Origin of the sequence: Novosphingobium olei (genome assembly GCF_037076535.1) — a bacterium.
Taxonomy (GTDB): Bacteria; Pseudomonadota; Alphaproteobacteria; order Sphingomonadales; family Sphingomonadaceae; genus Novosphingobium; species Novosphingobium olei.
In genome coordinates this window covers 3601413-3627658 of sequence record NZ_AP029021.1, presented here as the reverse complement: position 1 = coordinate 3627658, position 26246 = coordinate 3601413, and the positions used below count along the sequence as shown (strand labels likewise).

The 26246-nt window shown below is 68.1% G+C and carries 25 protein-coding genes; 13 read left to right on the top strand and 12 right to left on the bottom strand.

The features are described 5' to 3' along the window. Nucleotides 1–83 precede the first annotated feature (83 nt). Together AACH40_RS17210 and AACH40_RS17205 are read left to right on the top strand one after the other, a co-directional pair. Complete coding sequence (locus AACH40_RS17210; RefSeq protein ID WP_206069591.1) at nucleotides 84–611, top strand: ExbD/TolR family protein; 528 nt, start codon at nucleotides 84–86, stop codon at nucleotides 609–611. Between the two features lie 69 nt (nucleotides 612–680). Next, complete coding sequence (locus AACH40_RS17205) at nucleotides 681–1112, top strand: biopolymer transporter ExbD (protein WP_338643450.1); 432 nt, start codon at nucleotides 681–683, stop codon at nucleotides 1110–1112. A gap of 265 nt (nucleotides 1113–1377) precedes the next feature. Here the strand turns inward: AACH40_RS17205 and AACH40_RS17200 are convergent, their stop codons facing one another. Continuing rightward, nucleotides 1378–3819, bottom strand: a complete 2442-nt coding sequence (locus tag AACH40_RS17200) for a ligase-associated DNA damage response DEXH box helicase (RefSeq protein ID WP_422394866.1) — start codon at nucleotides 3817–3819, stop codon at nucleotides 1378–1380. A gap of 182 nt (nucleotides 3820–4001) precedes the next feature. On the opposite strand from AACH40_RS17200, the gene AACH40_RS17195 reads away from it, so the two are divergent. After that, nucleotides 4002–5084 (top strand): BON domain-containing protein, encoded by a 1083-nt coding sequence (locus AACH40_RS17195; RefSeq protein ID WP_338643449.1) that lies wholly within the window; start codon nucleotides 4002–4004, stop codon nucleotides 5082–5084. An 85-nt stretch (nucleotides 5085–5169) separates the two neighbouring features. Here AACH40_RS17195 and AACH40_RS17190 read toward each other — a convergent pair whose 3' ends face one another. Then, complete coding sequence (locus tag AACH40_RS17190; RefSeq protein ID WP_169493971.1) at nucleotides 5170–5613, bottom strand: hypothetical protein; 444 nt, start codon at nucleotides 5611–5613, stop codon at nucleotides 5170–5172. 121 nt (nucleotides 5614–5734) lie between these two features. Further along, nucleotides 5735–6688, bottom strand: a complete 954-nt coding sequence (locus tag AACH40_RS17185; RefSeq protein WP_338643447.1) for an isoaspartyl peptidase/L-asparaginase — start codon at nucleotides 6686–6688, stop codon at nucleotides 5735–5737. Between the two features lie 17 nt (nucleotides 6689–6705). On the opposite strand from AACH40_RS17185, the gene AACH40_RS17180 reads away from it, so the two are divergent. After that, on the top strand, nucleotides 6706–7206 hold the full coding sequence (locus AACH40_RS17180) for a GNAT family N-acetyltransferase (protein ID WP_338643446.1): 501 nt from the start codon (nucleotides 6706–6708) through the stop codon (nucleotides 7204–7206). Nucleotides 7207–7227: 21 nt separating this feature from the next. Here the strand turns inward: AACH40_RS17180 and AACH40_RS17175 are convergent, their stop codons facing one another. The 3 genes from AACH40_RS17175 to AACH40_RS17165 all read right to left on the bottom strand — a co-directional run bounded on the left by AACH40_RS17175 (nucleotide 7228) and on the right by AACH40_RS17165 (nucleotide 10521). Further along, nucleotides 7228–8094 (bottom strand): energy transducer TonB, encoded by an 867-nt coding sequence (locus AACH40_RS17175; protein WP_338643445.1) that lies wholly within the window; start codon nucleotides 8092–8094, stop codon nucleotides 7228–7230. A gap of 987 nt (nucleotides 8095–9081) precedes the next feature. Further along, on the bottom strand, nucleotides 9082–10080 hold the full coding sequence (gene thiS / locus AACH40_RS17170) for a sulfur carrier protein ThiS (protein ID WP_169495236.1): 999 nt from the start codon (nucleotides 10078–10080) through the stop codon (nucleotides 9082–9084). 69 nt (nucleotides 10081–10149) lie between these two features. Then, nucleotides 10150–10521 carry a MerC domain-containing protein gene (locus AACH40_RS17165; RefSeq protein ID WP_169495237.1) on the bottom strand — a complete coding sequence of 124 codons (372 nt, stop codon included), beginning with the start codon at nucleotides 10519–10521 and terminating at the stop codon, nucleotides 10150–10152. Between the two features lie 171 nt (nucleotides 10522–10692). Between AACH40_RS17165 and AACH40_RS17160 the strand changes: the two genes are divergently transcribed. The 3 genes from AACH40_RS17160 (at nucleotide 10693) to rpsI (ending at nucleotide 12897) form a co-directional block, all read left to right on the top strand. Next, nucleotides 10693–11745 carry a COX15/CtaA family protein gene (locus AACH40_RS17160; RefSeq protein WP_338643443.1) on the top strand — a complete coding sequence of 351 codons (1053 nt, stop codon included), beginning with the start codon at nucleotides 10693–10695 and terminating at the stop codon, nucleotides 11743–11745. Nucleotides 11746–11877: 132 nt separating this feature from the next. Beyond that, the gene (rplM, locus tag AACH40_RS17155) at nucleotides 11878–12357 is read left to right on the top strand and encodes a 50S ribosomal protein L13 (protein WP_338643442.1); all 480 of its coding nucleotides are present in this window, start codon (nucleotides 11878–11880) and stop codon (nucleotides 12355–12357) included. Between the two features lie 3 nt (nucleotides 12358–12360). After that, nucleotides 12361–12897 carry a 30S ribosomal protein S9 gene (rpsI, locus tag AACH40_RS17150; protein WP_169495240.1) on the top strand — a complete coding sequence of 179 codons (537 nt, stop codon included), beginning with the start codon at nucleotides 12361–12363 and terminating at the stop codon, nucleotides 12895–12897. A gap of 90 nt (nucleotides 12898–12987) precedes the next feature. Here the strand turns inward: rpsI and AACH40_RS17145 are convergent, their stop codons facing one another. Further along, nucleotides 12988–13923, bottom strand: a complete 936-nt coding sequence (locus AACH40_RS17145) for a 1-phosphofructokinase family hexose kinase (RefSeq protein ID WP_338643441.1) — start codon at nucleotides 13921–13923, stop codon at nucleotides 12988–12990. A 117-nt stretch (nucleotides 13924–14040) separates the two neighbouring features. On the opposite strand from AACH40_RS17145, the gene AACH40_RS17140 reads away from it, so the two are divergent. Beyond that, complete coding sequence (locus AACH40_RS17140; protein WP_338643440.1) at nucleotides 14041–14736, top strand: HPP family protein; 696 nt, start codon at nucleotides 14041–14043, stop codon at nucleotides 14734–14736. Between the two features lie 7 nt (nucleotides 14737–14743). Here AACH40_RS17140 and AACH40_RS17135 read toward each other — a convergent pair whose 3' ends face one another. Next, entirely contained in the window at nucleotides 14744–16738 is a 1995-nt protein-coding gene (locus tag AACH40_RS17135) for an acyltransferase family protein (protein WP_338643439.1), read from the bottom strand. Next, nucleotides 16735–17058 (bottom strand): DUF1244 domain-containing protein, encoded by a 324-nt coding sequence (locus tag AACH40_RS17130; RefSeq protein ID WP_169495243.1) that lies wholly within the window; start codon nucleotides 17056–17058, stop codon nucleotides 16735–16737. Before AACH40_RS17130 ends, AACH40_RS17135 begins: the two co-directional genes overlap by 4 nt. A gap of 83 nt (nucleotides 17059–17141) precedes the next feature. Between AACH40_RS17130 and pyk the strand changes: the two genes are divergently transcribed. After that, nucleotides 17142–18635: a pyruvate kinase gene (gene pyk, locus AACH40_RS17125; RefSeq protein WP_422394865.1), complete on the top strand. Its 1494-nt coding sequence runs from the start codon at nucleotides 17142–17144 to the stop codon at nucleotides 18633–18635. 28 nt (nucleotides 18636–18663) lie between these two features. Here pyk and AACH40_RS17120 read toward each other — a convergent pair whose 3' ends face one another. Together AACH40_RS17120 and AACH40_RS17115 are read right to left on the bottom strand one after the other, a co-directional pair. Further along, the gene (locus AACH40_RS17120) at nucleotides 18664–19971 is read right to left on the bottom strand and encodes a GGDEF domain-containing protein (RefSeq protein ID WP_338643438.1); all 1308 of its coding nucleotides are present in this window, start codon (nucleotides 19969–19971) and stop codon (nucleotides 18664–18666) included. Between the two features lie 140 nt (nucleotides 19972–20111). Then, on the bottom strand, nucleotides 20112–20810 hold the full coding sequence (locus tag AACH40_RS17115; RefSeq protein WP_338643437.1) for a YggS family pyridoxal phosphate-dependent enzyme: 699 nt from the start codon (nucleotides 20808–20810) through the stop codon (nucleotides 20112–20114). Here AACH40_RS17115 and AACH40_RS17110 point away from each other — a divergent pair. From AACH40_RS17110 to AACH40_RS17100, 3 genes are all read left to right on the top strand, one after another. Continuing rightward, entirely contained in the window at nucleotides 20809–21363 is a 555-nt protein-coding gene (locus AACH40_RS17110) for a thiamine phosphate synthase (RefSeq protein WP_338643436.1), read from the top strand. The genes AACH40_RS17115 and AACH40_RS17110 overlap by 2 nt on opposite strands. A 102-nt stretch (nucleotides 21364–21465) precedes the next feature. Next, entirely contained in the window at nucleotides 21466–23892 is a 2427-nt protein-coding gene (locus AACH40_RS17105) for an FtsK/SpoIIIE family DNA translocase (protein ID WP_338643435.1), read from the top strand. 201 nt (nucleotides 23893–24093) lie between these two features. Beyond that, the gene (locus AACH40_RS17100) at nucleotides 24094–24534 is read left to right on the top strand and encodes a hypothetical protein (protein WP_338643434.1); all 441 of its coding nucleotides are present in this window, start codon (nucleotides 24094–24096) and stop codon (nucleotides 24532–24534) included. On the opposite strand, the gene AACH40_RS17095 is transcribed toward AACH40_RS17100, so the two are convergent. Beyond that, the gene (locus AACH40_RS17095) at nucleotides 24497–24958 is read right to left on the bottom strand and encodes an Lrp/AsnC family transcriptional regulator (RefSeq protein WP_169495248.1); all 462 of its coding nucleotides are present in this window, start codon (nucleotides 24956–24958) and stop codon (nucleotides 24497–24499) included. The genes AACH40_RS17100 and AACH40_RS17095 overlap by 38 nt on opposite strands. Nucleotides 24959–25093: 135 nt before the next feature. On the opposite strand from AACH40_RS17095, the gene ald reads away from it, so the two are divergent. Then, on the top strand, nucleotides 25094–26209 hold the full coding sequence (gene ald, locus AACH40_RS17090; protein ID WP_169495249.1) for an alanine dehydrogenase: 1116 nt from the start codon (nucleotides 25094–25096) through the stop codon (nucleotides 26207–26209). The last annotated feature ends 37 nt before the right edge of the window (nucleotides 26210–26246 follow it).

The window sequence follows — 26246 nt, the reverse complement described above, 5'->3', positions numbered from 1 at the left end:
CCGGAAACGCGGATCTTCACCGGGAGCTCGGGCTTCCCCGGCTCCCGGCAGAACCGCGGCTCAGAACGGATAGGATGTAACCAATGGCAATGTCTGTAGGCGGCGGCGGCGAAGAACGCCCGATGTCGGACATCAATACCACGCCGCTCGTGGACGTGATGCTCGTGCTGCTGATCATCTTCCTCATCGCGGTCCCGGTCGCGATCCAGACCATCGAGAAGCTGAAGGTTCCCGTCCTCGCCTCTGAAGAGACTCAGGACAAGGTCGAGAACCTGCTGCTCGCGGTGGTTTCGACCGACGAAGCGGGTCGCGCTCCGGGGCAGCCCGGCTACTCGGGCTCCTCGCCGGTCGGCGAATGCCGTGTCTATATCAACAACACGACTCCGGTGGACAGCACCGAACTCGCCAAGCAGGCTTTCGATCGTCTCGATGCGATCGTGAAGCGTGAAGGCGGCGCGGCCAACATGGACCCGGACAAGATCCCCGAAGTCCACATCCGTGGTGACGTTCACGTCCCCTGGAAGTGCGTCGCCGGTGCGATCTACAACGTGCAGATCGCGGGTTATCCGAAGGTCGGCTTCATCTCGACCCCGGTCGATCCGAACGGCTAAGCTGACTGCTGAACTGGCGCGGAGGCCGCAAGGCTTCCCGTCAGCCGAGAGCGAACAGGAGTACACACCATGGCAATGAGCGGCGGCAAGGACGATGGCTCGCCGATGATGGAAATGAACACGACGCCGTTGATCGACGTCATGCTCGTTCTCCTCATCATGTTCATCATCACCATCCCCGTGGCCACCCACTCGGTTAACGTGAATCTTCCGCAGTCAACGCCGCCGAAGAATCCCGTTAAGGTCGACCCGGTGAAGAACAAGCTGATCCTCACCCAGGCCAACCAGATCCTGTGGAACGGTTCGCCGATCACGAGCAGCAACCTGGTGTCGCTGCTCCAGGCGACCAAGGCGATGAAGCCCGAGCCGGAACTGCAGTTCCAGCCCGATGCCTTCGCCAACTACGAGATGGCGAACTACGTGCTGAAGATCATCACCGATTCGAAGGTGAGCAAGTTCGGCTTCGTCGGAAACGAGAACTTCGCAACGTTCTCGAAGTGACGGGCTGACCCCACGAGGTCACGAACACCAAGAGGGGGCGGAGCAATCCGCCCCCTTTTTCGTGCGCGCGGTGCGCATCTGGCCATCCGCGTCGAAGGGAAGGGCAGCCCTTCGACAAGCTGAGGGCAAACGGGAGCGGACGCTGCGTCCTTTGCGCGCGCACTATCTACCTCACCCTAACCCCGCCCGTGCTGAGCCTGTCGAAGCACCGTCCTGTTCTTCGCAATCGGCCCACACGGCAAAGTCCACGCACGCGAAAGCCGCCTCACCCCCGCGTCGGGCGCATCGCAGCCGCCGCCAGGCTCTCGGCCTCTACCAGCAACTCGTCGTCGGCAGCCCCCGCCGGCAGCGTCTCGCGCCCGATCATCACCAGCACCGGCACGGCGAGCGGCGTCACCCGGTCCAGCTCGACATGCACCAACTGCCCCGCCGCCCGGTCGAGCAGGTCGGCGAGCCGCCCCACATCGGTCATCCGCGTGCGCGCGTCGGCCCAGGCGGCCTCGATCAGCACGTGGTCGGGCTCGTACTTGCGCAGCACGTCGTAGATCAGGTCGGTCGAAAAGGTCACCTGACGTCCGGACTTGCGCTTGCCCGGATGCTGGCGTTCGACCAGCCCGCCGATCACCGCCACTTCGCGAAAGGCGCGGCGCAGCAGGTAGGAATTCTGCACCCATTCGACGAATTCGTGGGTCAGGATCGCCGGGCTCAGCATCGCGGCCGGGTCCTCGACCGGCTTCAGTCCCCACACCGCAAGCGCATAGTCGTTGGCGACGAAGCCGAGTGGCCCCAGCCCCGCATCCTCCATCCGCCGCGTGATCAGCATGCCGAGCGACTGGTTCGCGTTCCACCCCTCGAACGTGTAGTACACGGTGTAGGCACGACCGCCGTGGGGGAAGCTTTCGACCAGCAGCTCGCCCGGCGCGGGCAGGCGGCTGCGCCAGTCCTGCACTTCCAGCCATTCGCGCACGTCGTCGGGCAGCCGCGCCCAGCCCGTCCGGTCGGCGAGCAGCGCCTGCACGCGGTCGGCAAGATGCGTGGTCAGCGGCAGGCGCGCGCCCATGTAGCTCGGAATCTGCCCGGCCGACTTGGCCGCGCGCACCACGATCTCCAGATCGCGCAGGGATTCGACTTCCAGATCCATCCCGGCAAAGCGGAAGGTATCCCCCGGCCGCAGCGACGCGCCGAAGTTCTCCTCCACCTTGCCCAGCGCGCGCCCGTTGCGGAAGCGCACCTCGAGCATTTCGGAATCGACGATGATCCCTGCGTTCAGCCGGTGCCGCGCGGCGTGTTCGGGATGGGTCAGCCGCCATATCCCGTCGCGCCCGCGCACGATGCGCTTGAACCGGTCATAGGCGCGCAGGGCATAGCCCCCCGTTGCCACGAATTCGAGCACGCGGGCCCACGCCGCCTCGTCCACCCAGGCATAGGCATGGCTCGATCGCACTTCGGCCAGCAGGGCCGCTTCCTCGAACGGCCCGGCACAGGCGCAGCCCATCACGTGCTGCGCCAGCACGTCGAGCGCGCCGGGCCGGAAGTCCTCGCCATCGCGCCGTCCTTCGTCGACCGCATCCTTGGCCGCCAGCGCCTCCAGGAATTCGAAGCGGTTGCCGGGCACCAGCAGCGCGCGGCTCGGCGCGTCAAGCCGGTGGTTGGCCCGCCCGATCCGCTGCAGCAGGCGCGATGATCCCTTGGGCGCGCCCATCTGCACCACCATGTCGATATCGCCCCAGTCCACGCCGAGGTCGAGGCTCGCCGTGGCCACCAGCGCGCGCAGCTCGCCCCGCGCCATCGCGCCTTCCACCTTGCGCCGCGCTTCCTTGGACAGCGATCCGTGGTGGATGCCGATCGGCAGCTTGTCCTCGTTCACGTCCCACAGCAGCTGGAAGATATATTCGGCCAGGAACCGCGTGTTGGTGAAGATCAATGTGGTGCGGTTCGCCTTGATCGCCTGATACAGCTGCGGCACTGCCCAGGCGGCGGCATGCCCGCCCCACGGCACGCGCTCGCCCTCGGGGACCAGGATTTCCACTTCGGCCGGCGCGCCCGCCTCGCCTTCCACCAGCGCCACGCTGTCGATGTCACCCCACGGCGCCAGCCACGCGCGAAACGCTTCCGGGTCCGCCACCGTCGCCGAAAGCGCCACGCGCCGCATCGCGGGCGCCAGCGCCTGCAACCGGGCGAGCGACAGCGCGAGCAGGTCGCCCCGCTTGCCCGTGGCGAAGGCATGGACCTCGTCGATCACCACCCGCTTCAACCCGGCGAACATGGTCGCCGCCTCGGGATAGCTCAGCAGCAGAGACAGCGATTCGGGCGTGGTCAGCAGCACGTGCGGCGGCTTGGCCCGCTGGCGCGCCTTGCGGTCCGATGGCGTATCGCCGCTGCGCGTCTCCACCCGGATCGGCAGGCCCATGTCCTCGACGGGCGTGAGCAGGTTGCGCTGCACGTCGTGCGCCAGCGCCTTCAGCGGCGAGACGTAAAGCGTGTGCAGCCCGTCCTCGGGGGGCGCATCCCCGGCGAAGTCGGCCAGCGTCGGCAGGAATCCGGCCAGCGTCTTGCCCGCACCGGTATCGGCCACCAGCAGCGCATGGAGCCCGGCGCGGCTTGCCGCCAGCATGTCGCGCTGGTGCCGCCGCACGCGCCAGCCGCGGCCGGCGAACCAGTCCTCGATCACCTGCGGCAGCCGCGTCGTGTCCATCGCCTCGCTCATCGTCGTCACCCTAACGCACGCCGCGCCGATCCGCACCCATGGCCATGGGGCACGACGAAGCGCCGTCCGCCTGCGACCGGAGCAAGGCACCGGCGTGCTGGCAAACCGTTGTGACAACAACAGAATCCGACGGGCGCGACCGTCCGTCGGCGCCTGTCCAACCCCTTGAGGAGAGATTGGCCATGAACGACCGCTACGATTGGGAGCGCGATCGCGCGCTCAAGCACGACCGCGATCCGCGCAGCACCCGCAGCAACGACTATTCGGGCGAACAGTCCGGCGGTTCGCGCCAGCAATGGGGCAATGAAAGCCGCGATGACGATCGCTATGGCACCGGCAACCGCTACGGCCACGGCTACGACAATCGCGACGACTATCGTGGCGAGGACTTTCGCAACCGCGCGCGCGGCGATTCCCGTCGCGCCGCCGGCCAGGGCTGGCGCAGCGCCGACGGCGATTACGATCTGGGCGATGACAGCCGCACCCGCCAGAGCGGCGGCTTCGCCGGTGGCTATGGCGGCGGCTATGGCCCGATGACGCAGACCGGCGACTATTTCGGCCCCGGCGATTTCGGTTCGGGCAGCCATGCCTATGCCTCCAACTGGGACCGCGGCTACGGCGCCTCGCGCAACACCTATGCGGGCGAACGCTGGCCGGCGGGCTATGGTGGTGGCGCAGGCGGCGGCTATGGCGCGGGCCAGGCCACGCAGCGCCAGGGGCGCATCGGCCAGATGGGCGGCAGCGGCTATGAACCGGGCGAAGGCTATGCACGCGAAAACCAGCATCGCGGCTTCCTCGATCGCGCCGCCGACGAGGTCATGTCGTGGTGGGGCGATGAAGATGCGGCACGCCGCCGCGAACAGGATGCGCGCGAGGACCATCGCGGGCGCGGTCCTGCCGACTACACCCGCTCGGACGAACGCATCCGCGAAGATGCCAACGATCGCCTGACCGAAGACTGGCGCGTCGATGCCCGCCGCATCAGCGTGGCGGTCGAAAAGGGCGAAGTGACGCTTACCGGTACCGTCGGCAACCGCCAGGAAAAGCACCGCGCCGAAGAATGCGTCGAACGCGTCTCGGGCGTGCGCCACGTGCAGAACAACCTGCGCGTCGAAGGCACCGGCAGCGGCAGCAGCACCGGTACGCAGGGTGGCGCCTTCGGCTTCGGCAGCGATCGCGACACTGCCGCGACCGCCCGCACCGGCACGACCACCGGGTCCGGCGCCAGCACCACCAGTGCGGCATCGACCGACAAGCGCGACTAAACGGCCTTAAGGCTGAATTCTGGCGCTGAACGGGGCGCGGGATGGCACAGTCCACCCCGCGCCCTTTTCGTGGCACCCGGTCAGGTCACTTGGTCCAGACCCACTTGCGCAGCAGCATCGAGCCCAGCACCTTGCGGTACTTCGCCCGGTCGGCCGAACCCGCCTCCATCTTCTGCATCGTGCTCTGCATGTAGGCGAGATAGGCGTCCTGCCGCTTCTTCTGCTCGGCGGCGTCCGGGATCGAAGGGTACCGCGTGATCAGGTAGAAGTCGGGTTCGCCCGCACGCGGGAATTCGTTGGTCAGGATCTCGTAGCTGGAAATCCAGCCCTGCTTGACCGAATAGTCCTGGTCCTTGCGCCACTGGTCCCCCAGGAACATGGCGTAATCGGCGAAATGGCCGTCATCTACCTTGATCATGCCTACTTCCACCAGCTCGCCCGCCTTGACCGGCAGTTCCTGGGCAAGGGCAGGCATTGCGAAGGCAAGCGAAAGCGCGGCGGCAGCGGCCGCGAAACGAACGATCTTCATGGGTATCACGTCTCCGAATGTGGGGCGGTCCCCACGCCCCCGTTGACGCTCCGGTGTCGGTCGACCCTCGTTCTGTCTCGGCCCCTCGGCAGCGGAAAGCTGCGCCTTTACGCGGCTGGCGTCAATCCTGCCGGAAGATCCCCACCGAACGCTTGCCGCTGCTGTCGCTGCGGGCGCGGAACATGCCGGGGGTGGTGAAGGCCATGGCCGTATCGCCCGAAGGCGTCGCCACGATCACGCCGCCAACGCCCCCCATAGCGCCGACTTCGGCCAGCACCGCCTCGGCCGCGCCTTGGGCGCTTTCGCCCGCCATGCGGATGCGCGCGCAGATTTCGTGCGCCACGCCGGCGCGGATGAACTGTTCGCCAGAGCCCGTGCACGAAACCGCGCCCGCCCGGTCGTCGGCGTAGGTGCCCGCGCCGATCACCGGCGAATCGCCGATGCGGTTCCAGCGCTTGCCAGTCAGGCCGCCGGTGGAGGTTGCCGCCGCCACGTGGCCCGCCGCATCGCGCGCCACCGCGCCCACGGTGCCGTACTTCAGCCCATCGTCAAACCAGCCGAGCTTCCTTGCCTTCAGCTCCTGCAGCTGGCGCCAGCGTTCCTCGGTGGCGAACCAGTCCTCGTCGCACTGCTCCACGCCCTGTTCGCGGGCGAATTCCTCGGCCCCCGCGCCCGAAAGGAACACGTGCGGGCCCGCTTCCATCACCTTGCGCGCCAGCTTCACCGGGTTCTTCGTGTGGGTCACCCCCGCCACCGCGCCCGCGCCGCGGCTCGCGCCGTCCATCACCGCGGCATCAAGCTCGTTGGTCCCGTGATAGGTGAACACCGCGCCGCGTCCGGCGTTGAACAGCGGATCGTCCTCCAGCGCGACGACGGCGGCGGTCACTGCATCGATCGCGCTGCCACCGGCGGCCAGCACGGCTTCTCCGGCCGCCAGCGCGGCGGACAATGCCGCCTCGTGCAGCGCGACGGCGCTTGCGTCCATGGTTTCGGGCGTCATCGATCCGGCCCCGCCGTGAATGGCGATGGACCAGCGGGCTTCATCCCTGGCGGTTGTTTGACTTGTCTCGGTCATGGTCGGGGCGATAGCAGATGAAACCTGTTCGGTCAGGAGAACACTGCGTGGTCGATGTGCGAATTGTCGATGATGACCTGTCGGGCGAGGATATCCAGGCCCTCGTCGCCTTCCATCTTTCGGGAATGCATGCCAATTCGCCCGCCTGCAAGGTCCACGCCCTGCCCATCGCCAGCCTGCGCGCGCCCGGCGTCACGTTCTATTCGGCGTGGGTGGGCGATGCGCTGGCCGGGATGGGCGCGATCAAGCAGCTCGATCCCGCTCACGGCGAACTGAAGTCGATGCGCGTCGCCCCCGAATGGCTGGGCAAGGGCGTGGGCGAAGCGATGCTGCGCCACCTCCTCGCGGTCGCGCGCGGGCGCGGCTACGCCCGCGTCAGCCTCGAAACCGGTCGCGGCCCGGCGTTCGAACCCGCGCTCGGCCTCTATCGCAAGCACGGCTTTGCCAACTGCGATGCCTTTGCCGACTATGTGGTGGACGATTTCAGCCAGTGCCTGACGTTGGCGCTGCAGGGCTGATCCGCGCGGTCGTCCGTTCGATCAGAGGGCGCTCGCCAGCCAGCGCACCGAGTTGGTGTAATAGCTGGCCGTCGGGTTGCCCACGGCGTCCAGCGCAGGCGCGAAGCGGGCGCGCTTCATCAGCAGCTTGCAGGTGAAGTCGGTGAATTCGGGCGAGTTGGTCGCTTGCTGGATGTGGCAACCGGTCGGATTGCCATCCGGGCCGACCATCAGGCGGAAGTAGACGATGGCGCTTGCGCCCATCATCAGCGGCCCGCGCGGGTAATCGCTCGAAACCAGCCACTTGCCTGGATTGCTCTGCGGCGTCGCCGGCCGCGAAAGCCGGGCCTGTACGGCGGGATCGAGTCCCCATTCCTTGACCAGGCTGTCGGTGCACGCCCGCAGGGCCGCCATCGGCGCCTTGAGCGAACCCGACTGGAACACGATCTGCCGCGGACGGATCGTCAGGGCGAACTGCGTGATCTTTGCTTCGTCGTCCGGGGTCTGGGGGGAAAGGTCTTCGCCCTCGCGGTTCAACAGATCGCTGGGCCCGATGAACAGCGTGGGGAGCTTGTCTTCGCCGGTAGATCCCTTCAGCGCGTCCTTGCGCTTTCCTTCGGGAAGGCCCGGTCCGAACGAGAAGGTGGCCGGCGTCCGCACATCGAAGCCTGTGGACAGCGGCTTTCCGATCATGGTCACGTGGACCCGGGCCGCAGGCGAGAACCGGTCCATGAAGACGATGACCTTGTCCTTGCCCTCGCCATAAACGCGCGCAAGCCGGCAGCTGTCGTCGGCATAATGCATGTCCCACTTGCTCGACGGCGCAAGCACCAGCGGTGCCGCGCGCGCGGGCATCACAAAGGCGGTGGCGGCGAGAACGGCGATGGAGGACGAACGTCTGACTTGCATGGCCCCACCCTAAATCGGGCTGCCGGCCCGTCAATCGGCCGACCGCGCGTGCAAAAGAAAGAACGATCCTTCGACAAGCTCAGGATGGGCGGGGCTAGGTGCAGCGGCTGTCCCCGCACCTAACGTCATCCCAGCGAAGGCTGGGATCGCTCCCTGCCAAGCGCTTCCCAACCGTTTCGCAAACGGAGAGCGATGCCAGCCTACGCTGGCATGACGTTTGAGGAACGAACACCCCACACCCCCACACCCCCACACCGCCTGCCCTGAGCCTGTCGAAGGGCCGCCCTTGTTCTCCCAAGCGCAACACCGAGAGAGGGCGTAACCCCACCCCACAGCGCTTGGCCAGCGCCGGAAGACGTCCCGGGAGCGCGAGGGGGTGACCCCCTCGCATCTGTCCTGTTCTTTGGAGTCTCTAACCCAACCTTGACAAAACGTACCATATAGGTTATACGCCCGCCCACGGACCGGGAGCGGCATGGCCGGCTTGCTCTTCGCTCCTTCGGGCCAATCTCCACGCAGGGAAAGGCCCGACGCGACCGGCGCGGGTCGGCGCTGCGGGAGGCCGCTTCCTCGGAAGCGGTCAGCGAGGGCGTTAAGCCCCAGTCCCGGGCACACCCAAGCCACTGCAACGGACGGGCGGATGTGGTGCGGTGGTTCAACCGCGTGCATGCGCCTCCCTGAAGTCACAGTGCCCCATGACCTGCCGAAGATCCGCTTCCACGCCGATCGAAGCCGTCCGGGCTGATCCTTCAGGGACTTATCGCTACGGACCGGGCCGCCTTGCGAGCCGCCGCCCGGGTTTCGAGCCCCCGTCCGAATTCAGGCTGAGCCGATCCGGGATAGCCAACGCCCCGCCGGCCACTCGCCACAGCGTTCCTCTTGCCCTCCACGCGCAGCGCCACGCATGGCGCCCGCGCCGGTCGCGCAGGTCCGTACCGCTTCCCAACGGCGTTATCGTCCGGGCTCGCCTCCGGATAAGGCGGCGTGTCAGATCAGTCCGGCAAGCGGGCTGGAGGGATCGGCGTACTTGCGCGTGCCCATGCGCCCGGCGAGGTACGCGGCGCGGCCGGCTTCGACCGACAGCTTCATCGCGCGGGCCATCAACAGCGGGTCCTTCGCCTCGGCGATGGCGGTGTTCATCAGCACGCCGTCGCAGCCCAGTTCCATCGCCACCGCCGCATCGCTTGCCGTGCCGACGCCGGCATCGACCAGCACGGGCACCTTGGCGCCTTCCACGATCAGGCGGATGGTCACGCGGTTCTGGATGCCCAGGCCCGACCCGATCGGCGCGCCCAGCGGCATCACCGCCACGGCGCCCGCGTCCTCAAGCTGCTTCGCCGCGATCGGATCGTCGGTGCAGTAGACCATCGGCAGGAAGCCTTCCTTCGCCAGCACTTCGGTGGCGCGGATGGTTTCGACCATGTTGGGGTAGAGCGTCTTTGCCTCGCCCAGCACTTCCAGCTTGACCAGGTCCCAGCCGCCCGCCTCGCGCGCCAGGCGCAGCGTGCGGATGGCGTCCTCGGCGGTGAAGCAGCCGGCAGTGTTGGGCAGGTAGGTGATCTTCTTCGGGTCGATGTAGTCGGTCAGCATCGGCGCCTTGGGATCGCTGACGTTGACGCGGCGCACCGCTACCGTGACGATCTCGGCGCCCGAGGCTTCGACCGCGGCGGCGTTCTGGGCGAAGTCCTTGTACTTGCCGGTGCCGACGATCAGGCGCGAACGGAACGTGCGCCCGGCGACGCTCCAGGTATCGTCATCCTGCCCGCCGCCGACGAAGTGGACGATCTCCAGCACGTCGCCCTCGGCGATCGCCACATCGGCCAGCGTCGATCGCGGCACGATCTCGCCATTGCGCTCGACCGCCACCTTGGTCGGCTCCAGCTCGAGGCTGCGGACGAGGTCTGCGACCGATCCGGGCGCGGCGCGGCGCGGTTCGCCGTTGACGGTGAGCGAGAGCAGGGCGGCGGGGGAGGGAGAGCTGGCCATGCGCGCCGATGTAGCGTCGCAAGCCCCGCGTGCAAGTGCGCTAAAGGATCAGCCGCCCGGCAACCCGGCTCAGCACCCGCGCCGCATGTTGATCACGTGGGCGCTTGCCACCATCAGCACGCCCATGATCGTCAGCACGGCTTCGGCGCTGCCATGGCCGACCAGCACCGCGCCCAGCATCAGCGCAAGACCGGTGCCGCCGACCGCCAGCGGCAGCAGGTGCCCGTGACGCAGCGCGCCAAGGCCGATCGTGCTCGCCCCGACGACCAGCGCCAGGATCAGGCCGATGCGGTGGATCGAAGGATCGAGCAGCACCCCGCCGCCAAGGCCCAGCACGCCGACCAGGAACAACCCGGCCAGGCAGTGGATCAGGCACAGCCCCGAAAGGACGACGCCGAACCGGTCGAGTCGGGCACGCAGGGCGAGGAGGGCTTGGGTCATTGCACCGACCGATATATGTAACAATGTATCATCACGCAATGGTCTTCGTGGGCAATGGTCTTCGTGGGCGGGGTCTTCATGGGCAATGATCTTCGCGGGCCATCGCCGTCCGATGCATTGCCCCCCGATACCGCTTGCGATTCGCGGCAGGCAGTCGCAGAGCGCGGCGCCATGGACAGCGCCCACCGATCCGCACCGCTTTCGCTTTCCCGCTGGCTCTTCGTCGTCGCCGCGATGGTCGTGGCCATCGTCGTGGTCGGCGGGATCACCCGGCTGACCGAATCGGGCGTTTCGATCACCGAATGGAATGTCGTGTCGGGCACGCTGCCGCCGCTGACCGAGGCGGCGTGGGCTGCCGAATTCGACAAGTACCGCCAGACGCCGCAGTACATCCTGGTCAACGGCCCGGCGGGAATGACGCTCGCCACCTACAAGTTCATCTTCTTCTGGGAATGGGTCCACCGCCTGCTCGCCCGCACGATCGGCATGGTCTTCGCGCTGCCGCTGGCGTGGTTCTGGGCGAAGGGCCGCATCCCTGAAGGATACAAGCCGCGCCTGCTCGCGCTGCTGGCGCTGGGCGCGCTGCAGGGCGCGGTCGGCTGGTGGATGGTCAAGTCGGGCATCGTCCACGACGTGAAGGTCAGCCACTTTCGCCTCGCCACCCACCTGCTGGTCGCGCTGACCACGCTTGCGGGCCTCGTCTGGACCGCGCTCGACCTGCGGGCGCTCAGCCGGGGCGAGCCGCGCGCGCGCCTGACGGGCTTTGCCGCGCTCGCGCTCGCCATGCTGGGGCTGCAGCTGCTGTGGGGCGCGCTCACGGCGGGCCTGCGCGCGGGTGTGACGGCAGGCGCCGGCTGGTTCAACTGGGACGCCTGGCCGCTGATGCAGGGATCGTTCGTGCCCGCCGGGATCGACTGGGCGAAGGGCGCGCTCCACGCCATGCTGTCCGATCCCTTCCTGGTGCCGTTCATCCATCGCTGGTGGGCCTGGGCGGTGGTCGCCGTGCTGGTCGTGCTGGCCCGGCGGGTGCGCAAGACCGACCGCGCCGCCTCGATCGCTATCCATTCGACCTTCGGCACGCAAGTCCTGCTCGGCATCGCCACGGTGTGGAGTGCCGTCGCCATTCCGCTCGCCGTCCTGCACCAGCTGACCGGCGCGCTGCTGCTCGTCGCCACCACCTGGGGCGCCCACGCGCTGGGCCGGCAGGCGGCGCGAAAAGCCTGACGGTATCATTTTACCTCTGCGGAAACCGGCCCGCAAGCTTGACTCCTGGCGCGCTTTGCAACAAAGGCGCGCTTCCTCGTCGCACCGGGCAGCTTGCCCCAAGCGGCGTACCAGAATCTTAAGGACCCAGCCATGAAGGCTCTCAGCAAGGTCACCCGGTCGATCAAGCCGGCCGAGGTGGAAAAGAAGTGGCATCTGATCGATGCCGAAGGCCTGGTGGTCGGCCGTCTGGCCGTCATCGTCGCCAACCTTTTGCGCGGCAAGCACAAGCCGAGCTTCACCCCGCACGTCGATTGCGGCGATCACGTCGTCGTGATCAACGCCGACAAGGTGAAGTTCACGGGCAACAAGCTCAAGGACAAGATCTACTACAAGCACACCGGTTATGCCGGCGGCATCAAGGAAGTGACCGCAGCCAAGGTGCTGGAAGGCCGCTTCCCCGAGCGCGTGCTTGAAAAGGCCGTGGAACGCATGATCCCGCGTGGCCCCCTCGGCCGTGCGCAGATGCGTGCGCTGCATCTCTATGCCGGCGCGGAACACCCGCATGCCGGTACCCAGCCCGAAGCGTTCGACGTCGCTTCGTTGAACCGCAAGAACAAGGTGGGTGCGTAAGCCATGTCCGACACCGATACCGTTTCGAGCCTGGCGGATCTGAAGAACCTCACCGCCAATGCTCCCGCTCCGGCCGCTGCTGCTGCCGACGTCGATGCTCCGGTCGTTCCGGCTGCGCCCACCGCGCCGCTGCGCGATCGTGAAGTCGACGCCCAGGGCCGTTCGTACGCCACCGGCCGCCGCAAGGACGCCGTCGCCCGCGTGTGGCTGAAGCCCGGCTCGGGCAAGGTCACCGTCAACGGCCGCGACCAGGAAGTCTACTTCGCCCGTCCGACCCTGCGTCTGGTGATCAACCAGCCGTTCCAGGTTGCCGGTCGCGAAGGCCAGTACGACATCGTCTGCACCGTCAAGGGCGGCGGTCTTTCGGGCCAGGCCGGCGCGGTCAAGCACGGCATCGCCCAGGCGCTGACCAAGTTCGAGCCTGCTCTGCGCAGCGCGGTCAAGGCCGCCGGCTTCCTGACCCGCGACCCGCGCGTCGTCGAACGCAAGAAGTACGGCCGCGCCAAGGCTCGCCGCAGCTTCCAGTTCTCGAAGCGCTGATCGCGTTTCGGCTGGCGCTTCACTGGGCGCCAGTACCGGACAGAACAAGAAACGCCCGGCCGCAACGCCGGGCGTTTTCTTTTTTGGGCGCTACAGGCGGGTGATCCTTACCTGATCGAGCAGGCGCGCGATGTCAGCCGGGCGGGCAAGGTCGGTGCCCGCGCGCAGCACCGCGGCGCTGCCCGCGGCCACGCCATGGCGGAACGCTTCTTCGACGGCCATGCCTGTCGCCAAGGCATAGACCATCCCGGCGACGAAGCTGTCGCCCGCGCCCACCGCGCTCTGCGCCTCGATCGGCAGGGCCTGTGCATAGACGCTGCCGCCTTCGTGGCTGAGCACCGCGCCTTCGTGGCCGAGCGTCGTCGCCACGATACGCGCCTGCCCGGCCTGCACGATGCCCATCGCCGCCCCGGCCACCGCGCCCACGCTGTCCAGCTTGTGGCCGACCAGCGCCTCCAGCTCGCCCCGGCTCGGCTTGGCGAGCGCGATGCGGCCCCCGGCAAGGCCGGCCCGCAGCGCCTCGCCCGAGGTGTCTAGCACCAGCGGAATGCTGCGCGCGGCAAGGCGACGGGCAAGCATTGCGTAAAAGTCCGCCGGCATGCCCGGCGGCAGCGAACCGCTCGCCACCAGCCAGTCGCACGGGGTCCGGTCGATCACGTCGAGGCAGGCGGTCCATTCGGCCTCGCTCACCGTGGGGCCGGCGGGCGTGAAGCGGTATTCCTTGCCGCTTTCGTGTTCCAGTGCATCGAGCGCGATGCGCGTCGGCCCGGCGATCGGCACGCGGGTGCGGACCAGTTGGTGCAGATCGATCAGCCCGTCGAGCGCGGCCCCGGTCGCCCCGCCCGACATGTAGATCACCCGCGCATTGCCGCCCAGCCGCACGAACACCCGCGCCACGTTGATGCCCCCGCCGCCGGGGTTGTAGTATTCGTGCGTGGTGCGGATCTTGTGCGTCGGCACGATCCGGTCGACTTGGTAGGCGACGTCGATCGTCGGGTTGAGCGTCAGGGTCGCGATTGCGGGCATGACAAATCATCCATCTTGCTGGGCCAGATCGTTTTCTTTGTCGCAGCAACGCGCGAGCGATGTATTGCGCCCGATCAATCGCATGGGGCGCGGGAAGGTCTGGCCGGGGAGGGCCGATTGCCGACGATATTTCGCAAGGGCACCGCTGCGGCGCAAGGACGGCCCATCGGCCGGCTCGGCTGGCTGCGCGGCGCGCTGGGCGCGCTGATCGGGATCGCGCTGGCCGGGGTGGTGACGAAACTTCTCGCCGAAGGCAGCGCGCCGTGGCTGGTGGCGCCGATCGGCGCATCGGCGGTGCTGGTCTTCGCGGTTCCGGCAAGCCCGCTGGCGCAGCCCTGGTCGGTGCTGGGTGGCAACATGATTTCCGCCGCGATCGGCCTTGCGCTGGGCCATGCCATCGGCGCGCCGTGGCTGGCGGCGAGCCTCGCCGTGGGCCTCGCCATCGCGGTGATGACGCTGGCGCGCTGCCTGCATCCGCCGGGCGGCGCCTGCGCGCTGCTCTGCGCGCTGGGCGCAAAGACCAGCGGCTGGACGTTCGGCGTGCTGCTGGTGCCGTTCCTGCCCAACGTCTTGCTGCTGATCCTTGCCGGCTGGGCCTGGAACACGCTGACCGGCCATCCCTGGCCCCACCGCCCGCACCCCGCGCCCGCCCTGCCGCCCGGAACCTGGGCGGGCACCTACGAACCGGCGGACCTCGACGCCGTGCTCGAAAGCTGGGACGAAGTGCTCGATGTCGATCGCGAAGATCTCGACGCGCTGTTCCGCGAAGTCGAACAGCGCGTGCTGGCGCGATGGAAGGCGGGCGGGCAGTGAGGGCTTCTCAACGTGCCGCGGCGCGGACACGATCGGCGAGATCGAACCGGTGCCCGAGCCAGCGCGATCCTTCGATCGAGATGTGCCGGTCGTCTCGATAGACGATGGTGTCTCCCACCCGCGTGCGGCAGATGCCGCCGGGGCAGAGCATATTGTCTAGCCGGATCACCGGAACCTGCCCGTTCAGCAGTCGCAGCAGCGTTTCGGGATACCGTCGTGCGCTCGACCGGGGGAAATCGCACGGGCTGCCAGCAATGCCATCGCGCAGTGTCGCAGCCAGGCATTGGCCGATGTTCGTCCCGTTGTTCGGTGGCGGTGCGATCACCACGACATGCGCGCCCGTCGCGCGGATCGCGGCTACAAGGCGAAGGAGCGCCCGGGCAACCGCTTCGGGCGTGGTTGCTTGCGTGCTGCCGTCCGGACCCAATGCGATGTCGCGATACATCGAAAAAGGCGAGGCAAGCACGACGGTCCGGACGTCCTGGTGGGATCGCAGCCATGCGAGAACGTGCCGGTTGAAGGCGATGCACTGCGCAGCATCGGCCGGATCGTAGTCGCGCCCCCGGCCCGTGAGGGCAATGTCCTGCAAGGGGGCGCAGTCTGAAAGGGTATGCTGGCGCAACGCGAGCGGGTGCGGGCCGGCACGCAGGCTTACCGCAATGTGCATGGCAAAGCTGTCGCCCCACAGCAGCGTGTCGGGCCGGCGAGCGGTCGCGCACAATGGCGACAACGTGAAGGGCGTGTCACAGGACGCGTCCAGGCCAAAGTTGAGCGCCAGCCGGTCCTCGATGCTGCCCATCGTGCCGCCGGGGGTAGCGCGCTGCGGAAACCCTTGCGCGATGTGCAGTGCCATCCCGGTACCGCCGAGCAGCGTCATCCCGGCCATCGCCGCCAGGAACACCGAACGGCGGCGGCGCAGCAGCGGCTGCCCGGCCATGCGGAATGGCCGTTCGACAAAGCGCCATGAAAGGGCGCCCGCCACCACGGCCAGCACACAGAGCGCCAGCATTTCGGCGGCACCGGGCGGCGCCGAGGACTGGGCGCGGGCGAGCGCGAACAGTGGCTGGTGCCAGAGATAGACGCTGTAGCTGATGAGGCCGATCCCGCGCACCCACCGGAGAGAAAGCAGCTGTCCGCCAAGTGTGTCCGCTGTACCGCCGCGCAGCACGAGCAAGGCTCCACCGACCGGGACCAGTGCCATCAGGCCGGGAAAGGGGCTCTCGTCGCTGAACGCGATTGCCGATGCACCGATCAGGCTGAGCCCCGCGAGGCCTGGCAGGTGCCGCCACCGCGATCGGCTCGTCCGGGTCGGCGCGGGCATCAGGGCTGCAATTGCCCCCGCTAGCAATTCCCAGGCGCGGCCCGGCGCAAGGTAGAACCCGGCGTTGGGTGCATGGACGACATACCACTGCGCCAGGCCAAGGCTGGCCAGCGCCAGCGCGGACAGGGCCAGCAGCATCCATCTGCGATCCGAACCCCGGTGCCTGTCCCAGCTCCACAGCGCCCAAAGCACAACAGGAAAGACGATGTAGAACTGTTCCTCGACCGCCAGGCTCCACGTGTGAAGCAGCGGCTTGAGCGCCACGTCGTTGGCGAAATAGCCTCCTTCGCGATAGAATTCGACGTTCGACACGAATGCCGCAACCGTGACCAGGCTCTTGCCGAATTCGTCGAGCTGCGTCGGCCACAGCCATGCCCACGCGAACGGTATGCACGCTGCCATGACCACGAACAGCGCAGGCAGTATCCGCCGGGCGCGCCGCTCGTAGAATGTGGCAATGGAAAAGGTACCGCGTTCAAGTTCTGCCAGCAGAAGCCCCGCGATCAGGTAGCCGCTGATCGCGAAGAAAACGTCGACCCCGACGAAGCCGCCCCTGAAGACGGTGCTGCCGGCATGGAACAGCAGCACCGGCAGGACCGCAATTGCGCGTAGCCCATCGATCTCCGGCCTGTAATGAAAGCCCGCCCCGGCGTGCGGGGCGGCTTCCGCAACCTTCGTCAAGCCGAGTTCTTCTTCAGGCTTTCCTCCATCCGCGCGATCTGCTCGGGGGTGGCCTCGCTCTGGCGCGTCGCCTTCCATTCGCCCGCCGGCATGCCGTGGATCAGTTCGCGCGCAGCGGCCTTGTCCAGCGTCACGCCAAGCGGGGCACCGGCTTCGATGATCCAGTCGGCCAGGCAATTGCGGCAGAAACCGGCAAGGCCCATCAGGTCTATGTTCTGCGCATCGTGGCGCAACTGCAGGTGGCGCACCAGCCTGCGGAAGGCCTTGGCCGCTACGGCATCGGGCAGGGTGTCGAGGTCGTAAGACGCATTCGTATCCATGCAAAAGGTCCTTAAACCATCGCGACTTGGGTTTTAAGGGGGTTTGGGCCATAGGCGGCCTGCAACCAAGGCAAGGAATTCCCGTGGCACAGCCGGCAACCCCCGCACGCACCTCCCAGAGCGCCAGGGCCGGAAAGGACCTGCGCCAGCGCAAGGTCAAGATCCTCGCCACCGTCGGTCCCGCCAGCCGCGCGCCCGACATGCTCGAGAAGCTCTACCGCGCCGGCGTCGATGCCTTCCGCGTGAACATGAGCCACGGCGATCATGCGACCCACGCCGAAACGATCGCGTCGATCCGCGCGCTGGAGGAGAAGGTCGCGCGGCCGATCACCATCCTGTGCGACCTGCAGGGGCCGAAGCTGCGCGTCGGCACGTTCAAGAACGACCGCGCGGTGATCCGCCATTCGGGCCACTTCACGCTCGACCGCAATCCCGAGCCGGGTGATGAAACCCGCGTCTGCCTGCCGCACCCCGAACTGTTCGGCATCCTGCAGAAGGGCCAGCGCCTGCTGATCGACGACGGCAAGCTGCGCCTGCGGGTGATCCGCGCCGACGACAACGAAATCCTGTGCAGCGCCGAAGTCGGCGGCGTCATCTCCAACCGCAAGGGCGTGAACGTGCCCGATGCGGTCGTGCCGGTGCCGGCGCTCACCGAAAAGGACCGCCGCGACCTCGCCTTCGCGGTGGAGCACGGCGCCGACTGGATCGCGCTGTCGTTCGTGCAGCGGCCCGAGGACGTGGCCGAGGCGCGCCGCCTGATGGGCGGCTACGGTTCGCTGATGGCCAAGATCGAGAAGCCCGCCGCGATCACCCGGCTGGACGAGATCGTCGAACTGGCCGACGGCATCATGGTGGCCCGCGGGGACCTGGGCGTCGAGCTGAACCCCGAAGAAGTGCCGCCGCTGCAGAAGCGCATCGTCGAAACCGCACGCCGCCAGGGCAAGCCGGTGGTCGTGGCGACGCAGATGCTCGAATCGATGATCGAGGCGCCGACGCCGACCCGCGCCGAAGTGTCCGACGTGGCCAACGCGGTCTACGACGGGGCCGACGCGGTCATGCTTTCGGCCGAAACCGCCGCCGGTGCCTGGCCCGAAGAGGCGGTGACGATCATGGACCGCATCGCCGCGCAGGTCGAAGCCGATCCGGGCTATGCCGCGCGCGTCCACTTCATCGAAACGCAGCCCGATCCCACGACGTCGGACGCGCTGGCCGAAGCCTGCGCCTCGATCGCCAAGACGCTGCCGATCTCGGGCATCATCGTGTTCACGGGCTCGGGCTCGACCGCGCGGCGCGTGGCGCGTGAACGGCCGGGCGTGCCGATGCTGGTGCTCACCCCCTCCGAGCGCACCGCGCGCAAGGTGGGCCTGCTGTGGGGCGCGCATGCCGTGCGCACCCGCGACATCGGCAGCTTCGAGGAGATGATCGCCAAGGGCAAGCGCATGGCGCTGCGCCACGGCTTCGGCACGGCGGGATCGCGCCTGATCACGCTGGCCGGTGTCCCCTTCGGCACGCCTGGCGCGACCAACCTGCTCCACGTGGTGACGCTGACCGGCGACGAATTGAAGCGCCGCAGCTGACGCGCTGCAGCCTAGCGGGAGGCGGGCCTCAGCGCCCGCCGGTCACCGCAAGGCGCGGCGTGGCGTTGCCTTCGCGGCCGGCGCGGCGTTCGGCGCAGACGACGCGGTTCTTGCCCGATTTCTTCGCGGCATAGAGCGCCGCATCGGCGATCGGCACCACGTCCGACGCGGTGGTCGCCGCTTCGGGCACCGCCGCCACGCCGAGCGAGGCGCTGATCGCGCAGGCGTGGACTTCGCTCAACAGTTCGATCCGCTCGCGCAGCAGCTCGGCCTTGTCGGCGGCATCTTCAAGGCTGCAGTCGGGCAGGATCGCCAGCAGCTCCTCGCCGCCATAGCGGCACAGCACGTCGGTGGGGCGCAGCGCGCCGACCATCTGCGCGGCGACGTCGCGCAGCACGGCATCGCCCTTGGCATGGCCGTGTTCGTCGTTGAGATGCTTGAAGTTGTCGAGATCGAGCATGATCACCGCGGTGCTGCCACCGCCACGCGCGCCGAGCGAAACGAAGCGTTCCAGCGCGTCTTCCATGTAGCGGCGGTTGTACAGGCCGGTCAGCGGATCGCGCAGCGACTGCGTGCGCAGCTTTTCGCGCAGCGCGATGTTCGACAGCGCGAGCGACATCGAATCGGCCAGCGCACGGCCCAGGCGGCGCACGCCAACGAGCCGGTCGAAGGCGTCGTCCTGCTCGGTCGGCAGCAGGATCAGCAGGCCGTGGACCTGCCCGCAGGCCATCATCGGAATTTCGATGGTGGCCGCCTGGCTCGCATGGTGGGCGCAGCACAGCGTGCCGCTGGCGGGCACGTTGATCTGCGGCTTTCCGCGCTTCAGCGCCCAGCAGTTGTGCGGGCTTAGCGTTTCGGGCGCGATATAGCCTTCGGGAAGGTCCCACGCCCGCGCCAGGTCGAGCCGGTCGCGCGAATTGTTGAAGACATAGAGCGCGGTGCCGTAGCTGGGCAGCAGCCGCCGCGCGGTGGCCATCAGCACGGCGCCGGCATCGTCGTAGGTTTCGGCGGCCTGCAGCATGTCGGTCATCGCGAACAGCTCGGCCGTCTGCCAGCGCGAATCGGCGATCTCGGACCGGTTCGCGCTCTCGCGCTTCTGTGTCCGCATCGCCAGCACGTGCAGCAGGAACTGGAGCGCCAGCGCCAGGGTCAGCCCGACCGTGGAATAGGCGAGCAGGGTCGAGGCGCCGTCGTTGTCCTGGTAGTTGTGGTAGGCCACCGCGCCCGTGCACAGCACCAGGAGCAGGACCGACGTGAAGTGCACGACGAACAGCCACGTGTGCGACAGTTCGGGCACGGCTTCCTTGGCCGCCTGCTGCGCGCGGATGGTGCTCACCTCGGGGAAATCCTTTGTCGACCTGCTTCGCACCTAGCGGCAAACGACCAGAGGGTGATTAAGCGATTGCCCCGACCAATGCGGAGTCGGCGCTTTAACCGGCGCTAACCATCCCGTCGGCCACGGCACGCGCCGCCGGGCTAGCCGTTGCGCGCGCCGAACAATGCGGACCCCACCCGCACATGGGTGGCGCCCAGCAGCACCGCGGTCTCGAAATCGTCGCTCATCCCCATCGACAGGCCGGCAAGGCCGTGGTCGGCGGCAAGCTTGGCGAGCAGCGCGAAGAACGGCGCTGCCTCGATCCCGGCGGGCGGCACGCACATCAGCCCTTCGACCGGAAGCTGCGCGGCGCGCGCCTGATCGAGCAGCGCGGGCAGGTCGGCAATCGCGCAGCCGCCCTTCTGCTCTTCGGCGCCGATGTTGACCTGCACGAACAGCGGCACCTGCCGCCCCACCTTGTCCATCGCGCGGGCGAGCGCGGTCAGCAGCGAAGGGCGGTCGAGCGAATGGATCGCATCGAACAGCCGCACCGCGTCCTCGGCCTTGTTCGACTGCAACTGGCCGACGAGGTGGACGGCAACGTCGGGGTGCGCCTCGCGGATCGCGGGGAACTTGGCCTGTGCTTCCTGCACGCGGTTTTCACCGAACACGCGCTGCCCTTGCGCGACAAGGTCGAGCACCGCTTCGGCCGGCTTGGTCTTCGACACCGCCACTAGCGTCACGCCTTCGGGCGCGCGCCGGGCGATCCGGCAGCTTTGCGCGATGCGCGCGCGGACGTCATCAAGCGGAGAGATGGGGTCGAGCGGCGAAAGGGCGGGCGAGCTTGCTGGCGTGTCCATGGCGCGGTGCTATAGCGAAGCGATGGCCGCCCGCCACCCCGTTCCCGCCGATCCGCCGCGCCTGCTGCTGCTGTCCGATGCGCGCAACGATGCCGCGCTCGAACGCGCGATTGCCCGCCTGCCCCGGGGGGCGGGGTTCGTCTTCCGCCATTATCACCTGCCGCCGCGCGAACGCGCCGCACGGTTCGAACGGCTCGCCCGGCTATGCCGCGCGCGCGGCATCGTCGTGCTGGCGAGCCGCCCCTTGCGCGGCTGGCGGATCGACGGGACGTATGGCGCAGCGCCCACCCTGCCCCGGCGCGGCCTGCGCTTTGCCACGGTGCATTCGCTGCGCGAGATCGGGCAGGCGGTGCGCGCCGGCGCGGATGCGGTGCTGCTCTCGCCGGTGTTTCCCACGCGCACCCATCCCGGCGGCCTGGTGCTCGGCCCGGTGCGCTTCGGCCTGCTGGCGCGCCTTGCACCCTTGCCGGTGCTGGCGCTGGGCGGGATGACGCGGCAGCGGGCGAAGCGGCTTGCCGTCCACGGTTGGGCGGCGATCGACGGGCTCGCCTGACGCGCCCTAACCGTATTGGAATCTTTTGCGGAATCCGCTGGATTCTTGACGCTGACCCCGCTTCGGGCGCATTATGTTCCGCAAGGGACGGAAGGGATCGCAATGGCAAGCCGGGCACTATCACCTGCGGGGGCATCCCGCGCGCGCGGCGGATCGGGCTCCTCCGGCCCGCGCGGCGACTGGCGTTCGATCCTGCGCCGCAGCCTGCGCCGCAGTGCCGAACTGATCGGCGGGGCGACCCTGTTCGCGGCGATGGTGTTCCTGGCGCTGGCGCTCGCCAGCTATACCCAGACCGATCCTTCGGGCAGCACCGCATCGGGCAGCCCGGTCGAAAACTGGATGGGCCTGCCCGGCGCCTGGGCGGCGGAACGCGTGCTGATGCTGTTCGGCCTGCCCGGCGGGCTGCTGCTGCCGCTGCTCTATGTCTATGCGCGCCGCCTGTGGGATGCCGCGGGCGACCTGATCGACGATGGCGTCGATGACGAGGACGAAGAGCTCGAGGCCGAGCCCGCGTGGTGGCGGCTTGCGCTCAACCTCGCGATCGCGATGGCGCTGATCGGCACCACGCTCGCGCTCGCCTTCACCGCGCCGGGGGGAACCCTGCCGGCGGGCGTCGGCGGGCTGCTCGGCCTTGTCGGCGCCGCGGCGATCCGCACCGTCTCGCACCTCGTCCCCGCGGTCGAAGGGTGGATCATCCTCGCCTTGGCGCTCGCCGCGTTCGGCGTGGGGGTGTTCTTCCTCAGCCGCGTCTTCGCCTTCGAATGGCAGCGCCTGCTCACCATCCCGTCGCTGCTGCGCCGTGCGCCCGCCAGCGTCGTGCCCGCCGACGAGGCGGGACTGACCACGCCCGCCCGCCCGCGCAAGGCCAAGGCCGCCGAAGCGCCCGCGATCCTCGCCGCGCCCGAAGCCGATGCCGCGCCGCGCCGCCCGACCGAGATCACCGATCCCAGCCGCCCGGCCGCGCCCACCCCGCTCGCCGGCGGGGCCAAGCTGCGCCAGGGCGACCTGTTCGACAAGTTCGAACTGCCATCGACCGGCCTGCTCGAAGAACCCGCGCCCAGCGCCCAGCCCAAGATCGACAAGCTCGCGCTCGAAAGGAACGCGCGCCTGCTCGAAAACGTGCTCGGCGACTTCAAGATCGAGGGCGAGATCACCGCGGTGCGCACCGGCCCGGTCATCACCATGTACGAGCTGGAGCCCGCGCCCGGCACCAAGGCGAGCCGCGTGATCGGCCTTGCCGACGACATCGCCCGCAACATGAGCGCGATTTCCGCGCGCGTTTCGGCCATTCCCGGCCGCACCGTGATGGGCATCGAACTGCCCAACGCGGTGCGCGACATGGTCTCGTTCCGCGAGCTGGTCGAATGCGAGAAGTTCGCCAGCTCCAAGGCGCTGCTGCCGATCATCCTGGGCAAGGACATTTCGGGCGATCCGATCGTCGCCGACCTTGCCACGATGCCCCACCTGCTCGTCGCCGGCACCACCGGCTCGGGCAAGTCGGTGGGCCTCAATTGCATCCTGCTGTCGCTGCTCTATCGCCTGACCCCGGCGCAGTGCCGCCTGATCCTGGTCGATCCCAAGGTGCTGGAGCTGAAATCCTACGACGACATCCCGCACCTGCTCTCGCCGGTGGTGACCGAACCCGCCAAGGCGGTGCGTGCGCTGAAGTGGGCGGTCGAGGAAATGGAGCGGCGCTATCGCCAGATGTCCTCGATCGGCGTGCGCAACCTGTCGGGGTTCAACGAGAAGGTCCGAGCCGCGGCATCGAAGGGCAAGCCGCTGGGCCGCCGCATCCAGGTGGGCTTCGATCCCGATACCGGCGAGGAGCTGTTCGAGGAACAGCAGCTCGATTACCAGGTGCTGCCGCAGATCGTGGTCATCGTCGACGAGCTGGCCGACCTGATGGTGACCGTGGGCAAGGAAATCGAAGTCCTGATCCAGCGGCTTTCGCAAAAGAGCCGCGCGGCGGGCATCCACCTGATCATGGCGACGCAGCGCCCGTCGGTCGACGTCATCACCGGCGTGATCAAGGCCAACCTGCCCACCCGCATCAGCTTTGCCGTGACCAGCCGCATCGACAGCCGCACGATCCTGGGCGAACAGGGCGCCGAACAGCTGCTGGGCAAGGGCGACATGCTCTACAAGCCCGCGACCGACCCGATCAAGCGCGTCCACGGCCCCTTCGTCAGCGACGAGGAGGTGGAGAAGGTGGCCAACCACTGGCGCGGGCAGGGCAGCCCGGAATACGTCGACTCGGTGACCGAGGAGCCCGAAGACGGCGGCTTCGGCTTCGACGATCTCGACGCGACCGCCAGCGACAATCCCGAAGAGCGCAAGTACCGGCAGGTGTGCCAGCTGGTGTTCGAAAGCCAGAAGGCTTCGGCCAGCTGGATCCAGCGCCAGATGGGCGTGGGCTACAACACCGCATCGAAATGGATCGAGCGCATGGAAGCCGACGGCTTCGTCGGCCCGGCCAACCACGTCGGCCGCCGCGACATCTACCGCGACAAGGACGGCAATCCGCTGTGACGGGGGCGGCGCGGGCTTCGGTGCAGTGCCAACCCGCCCTTAACCTCAACTCGCCAATTTGCCTTAACCCCCGCCCTTAACCACCTCCGGGGCGCGCCGTTCTTGGGTATGGATCGGCGCGGCGGCGTCCTGTTCTTCCTCCGTCTCCAGCCGGCGGGCCGATCCATCCTGTCCAGAGCAAGCCCGGGAGCCTTCCGCGCCATGCAAGCCCTGACCCAGTGCTGGTTCACCCGCACGCACCGCCCCGAACGCTGGATGGAGCACGACGAGGACGGTTCGCACCTTTCCACCTGCCGCTATTGCGAGCGCCGCATCGTCAGCTGGGACCGCGAGGCGTGGTACCTGGCCGACGGCTTCAACGTCAGCCGCCTGGCTGAAACCGCCAGCGGACGCACGCTGACGCTGGTCGACGTGTCCGAGGACATGGTGCTGCACCGCTTTTCGGTCACCCACCTGAACGACGAGGCCGCGATCGAGGCGTTCAAGAAGCAGGTTGCCGCGCAATACGCGATGGACGAGCCGGGATCGCCGCTGCGCCTGCTCGACAGCGGCGGCACGCCGCGCCCCCGCGTGCGCACGCAGACGGCGCCGCGCCGCGCGGGCGTCAGCCGCGCCGCACCGGATAGCCGGAAAAGCGCTTGATCCGCCGCAGCGAGAAGCTCGACCGCATGGCCGACACGCCGGGCAGGCGGGCGAGGCAATCGCGGTGGATGGCATCGTACTGTTCGAGATCGGCAGCGGCGACGCGCAGCAGGTAATCCGCGCTGCCGCTCATCAGGTGGCATTCCAGGATATCGTCGAAATCGCCGACCGCGCGCTCGAAGCGGTCCATCGCTTCGCGGCTCTGGCTGGTCAGCGTGATTTCGACGAACACTTCGACGCTGAGGCCCAGCCGGCGTGGATCGAGCCGCGCGGCGTAGCCTTCGATCACGCCCTTTTCTTCCAGCGCGCGGATGCGGCGGTGACACGCCGAGGGCGACAGGGCGATGGCTTCGGCAAGATCGGCGATGGAACGCGACGAATCACGCTGCAGCGCTTCGATCAAGGCAATGTCGGCACGCTCCACGCACTTTTTTCCCGATTGAGGGTCGATGTGCGACGATATTTCCCGATTGGCCCCTTCGGCAAGCCCCAATGAGGTGAAACATTGCACTGGCTTGCGCGTATCCTTCCCGCACGAAGGATTTGCGGAGAAGAACCCATGCGTGTCGGCACCGTTCGCGAGATCAAGAACCACGAATACCGCGTCGGGCTGACGCCCGAAAGCGCGCGCGAGCTGGTGGTGCACGGGCACGAGGTGTGGGTCGAAACGGGCGCGGGCCTTGGCATCGGCGCGAGCGATGCGGACTACGAAGCGGCCGGCGCCAAGATCCAGCCCGATGCGAAGACCGTGTTCGATGGCTGCGAAATGGTGGTGAAGGTCAAGGAGCCGCAGGCGGTCGAGCGCGCGATGCTGCGCGAAGGCCAGGTGCTCTATACCTACCTCCACCTTGCGCCCGATCCGGAACAGACCGCCGATCTGGTCAAGTCGGGCGTCACCGCGATCGCCTATGAAACGGTGACCGGCCCCAACGGGTCGCTGCCGCTGCTCAAGCCGATGAGCCAGGTGGCCGGGCGCATGTCGATCCAGGCGGGCGCCACCGCGCTGGAAAAGGCGCACGGCGGGCGCGGCGTGCTGCTGGGCGGCGTGCCGGGCGTGCTGCCGGGCAAGGTCGCGGTGATCGGCGGCGGCGTGGTCGGCTTCAACGCGGCGCAGATGGCGGCGGGCCTGGGCGCGGACGTGACCGTGCTCGACCGCGATCCCGATGTGCTGGAGCGGCTGGGCATCCACTTCGAATCGCGCGCCAAGACCCGCTTCTCCAACCGCGCCAACCTGGCCGCCGCCGTGGCCGAGGCGGATCTGGTGATCGGCGCGGTGCTGATCCCCGGGGCCGCTGCGCCCAAGCTGGTGACGCGCGAAATGCTCGGCACGATGAAGCCCGGCGCGGTGCTGGTCGACGTGGCCATCGACCAGGGCGGCTGCTTCGAGACGAGCCACGCCACGACTCATGCCGATCCGACCTACATCGTCGATGGCATCGTCCATTATTGCGTGGCCAACATGCCGGGCGCGGTCGCGCGCACCAGCACTTACGCGCTCAACAACGTGACCCTGCCGCACGCGCTGCGCATTGCCGACCTCGGCTGGAAGGAAGCGCTGCGCCGCGATGCCCATCTGGCGGCGGGCCTGAATGTCCATGGCGGCAAGGTGACGTACGAAGCAGTGGCCCGCGAACTCGGCTACGACTTCGCCCACTACGCAGATTTACTTATGTAATTTAACTTGGAATAAGACTTGGCGTTCTATCAGGACG

Bases quoted from the DNA above. Each gene is read 5' to 3' on its own strand.
- AACH40_RS17145 (WP_338643441.1), bottom strand. From the start codon at position 13,923: ATGCCCGCAATCGCGACCCTGACGCTCAACCCGACGATCGACGTCGCC.
- AACH40_RS17110 (WP_338643436.1), top strand. From the start codon at position 20,809: ATGGCGCGGTGCTATAGCGAAGCGATGGCCGCCCGCCACCCCGTTCCC.
- rpsI (WP_169495240.1), top strand. From the start codon at position 12,361: ATGTCCGACACCGATACCGTTTCGAGCCTGGCGGATCTGAAGAACCTC.
- ald (WP_169495249.1), top strand. From the start codon at position 25,094: ATGCGTGTCGGCACCGTTCGCGAGATCAAGAACCACGAATACCGCGTC.
- AACH40_RS17115 (WP_338643437.1), bottom strand. From the start codon at position 20,810: ATGGACACGCCAGCAAGCTCGCCCGCCCTTTCGCCGCTCGACCCCATC.
- AACH40_RS17180 (WP_338643446.1), top strand. From the start codon at position 6,706: ATGAAACCTGTTCGGTCAGGAGAACACTGCGTGGTCGATGTGCGAATT.
- AACH40_RS17105 (WP_338643435.1), top strand. From the start codon at position 21,466: ATGGCAAGCCGGGCACTATCACCTGCGGGGGCATCCCGCGCGCGCGGC.
- AACH40_RS17165 (WP_169495237.1), bottom strand. From the start codon at position 10,521: ATGACCCAAGCCCTCCTCGCCCTGCGTGCCCGACTCGACCGGTTCGGC.
- thiS (WP_169495236.1), bottom strand. From the start codon at position 10,080: ATGGCCAGCTCTCCCTCCCCCGCCGCCCTGCTCTCGCTCACCGTCAAC.
- AACH40_RS17205 (WP_338643450.1), top strand. From the start codon at position 681: ATGGCAATGAGCGGCGGCAAGGACGATGGCTCGCCGATGATGGAAATG.
- AACH40_RS17190 (WP_169493971.1), bottom strand. From the start codon at position 5,613: ATGAAGATCGTTCGTTTCGCGGCCGCTGCCGCCGCGCTTTCGCTTGCC.
- AACH40_RS17200 (WP_422394866.1), bottom strand. From the start codon at position 3,819: ATGAGCGAGGCGATGGACACGACGCGGCTGCCGCAGGTGATCGAGGAC.
- AACH40_RS17195 (WP_338643449.1), top strand. From the start codon at position 4,002: ATGAACGACCGCTACGATTGGGAGCGCGATCGCGCGCTCAAGCACGAC.
- AACH40_RS17130 (WP_169495243.1), bottom strand. From the start codon at position 17,058: ATGGATACGAATGCGTCTTACGACCTCGACACCCTGCCCGATGCCGTA.
- AACH40_RS17210 (WP_206069591.1), top strand. From the start codon at position 84: ATGGCAATGTCTGTAGGCGGCGGCGGCGAAGAACGCCCGATGTCGGAC.
- rplM (WP_338643442.1), top strand. From the start codon at position 11,878: ATGAAGGCTCTCAGCAAGGTCACCCGGTCGATCAAGCCGGCCGAGGTG.
- AACH40_RS17100 (WP_338643434.1), top strand. From the start codon at position 24,094: ATGCAAGCCCTGACCCAGTGCTGGTTCACCCGCACGCACCGCCCCGAA.
- AACH40_RS17160 (WP_338643443.1), top strand. From the start codon at position 10,693: ATGGACAGCGCCCACCGATCCGCACCGCTTTCGCTTTCCCGCTGGCTC.
- AACH40_RS17185 (WP_338643447.1), bottom strand. From the start codon at position 6,688: ATGACCGAGACAAGTCAAACAACCGCCAGGGATGAAGCCCGCTGGTCC.
- AACH40_RS17175 (WP_338643445.1), bottom strand. From the start codon at position 8,094: ATGCAAGTCAGACGTTCGTCCTCCATCGCCGTTCTCGCCGCCACCGCC.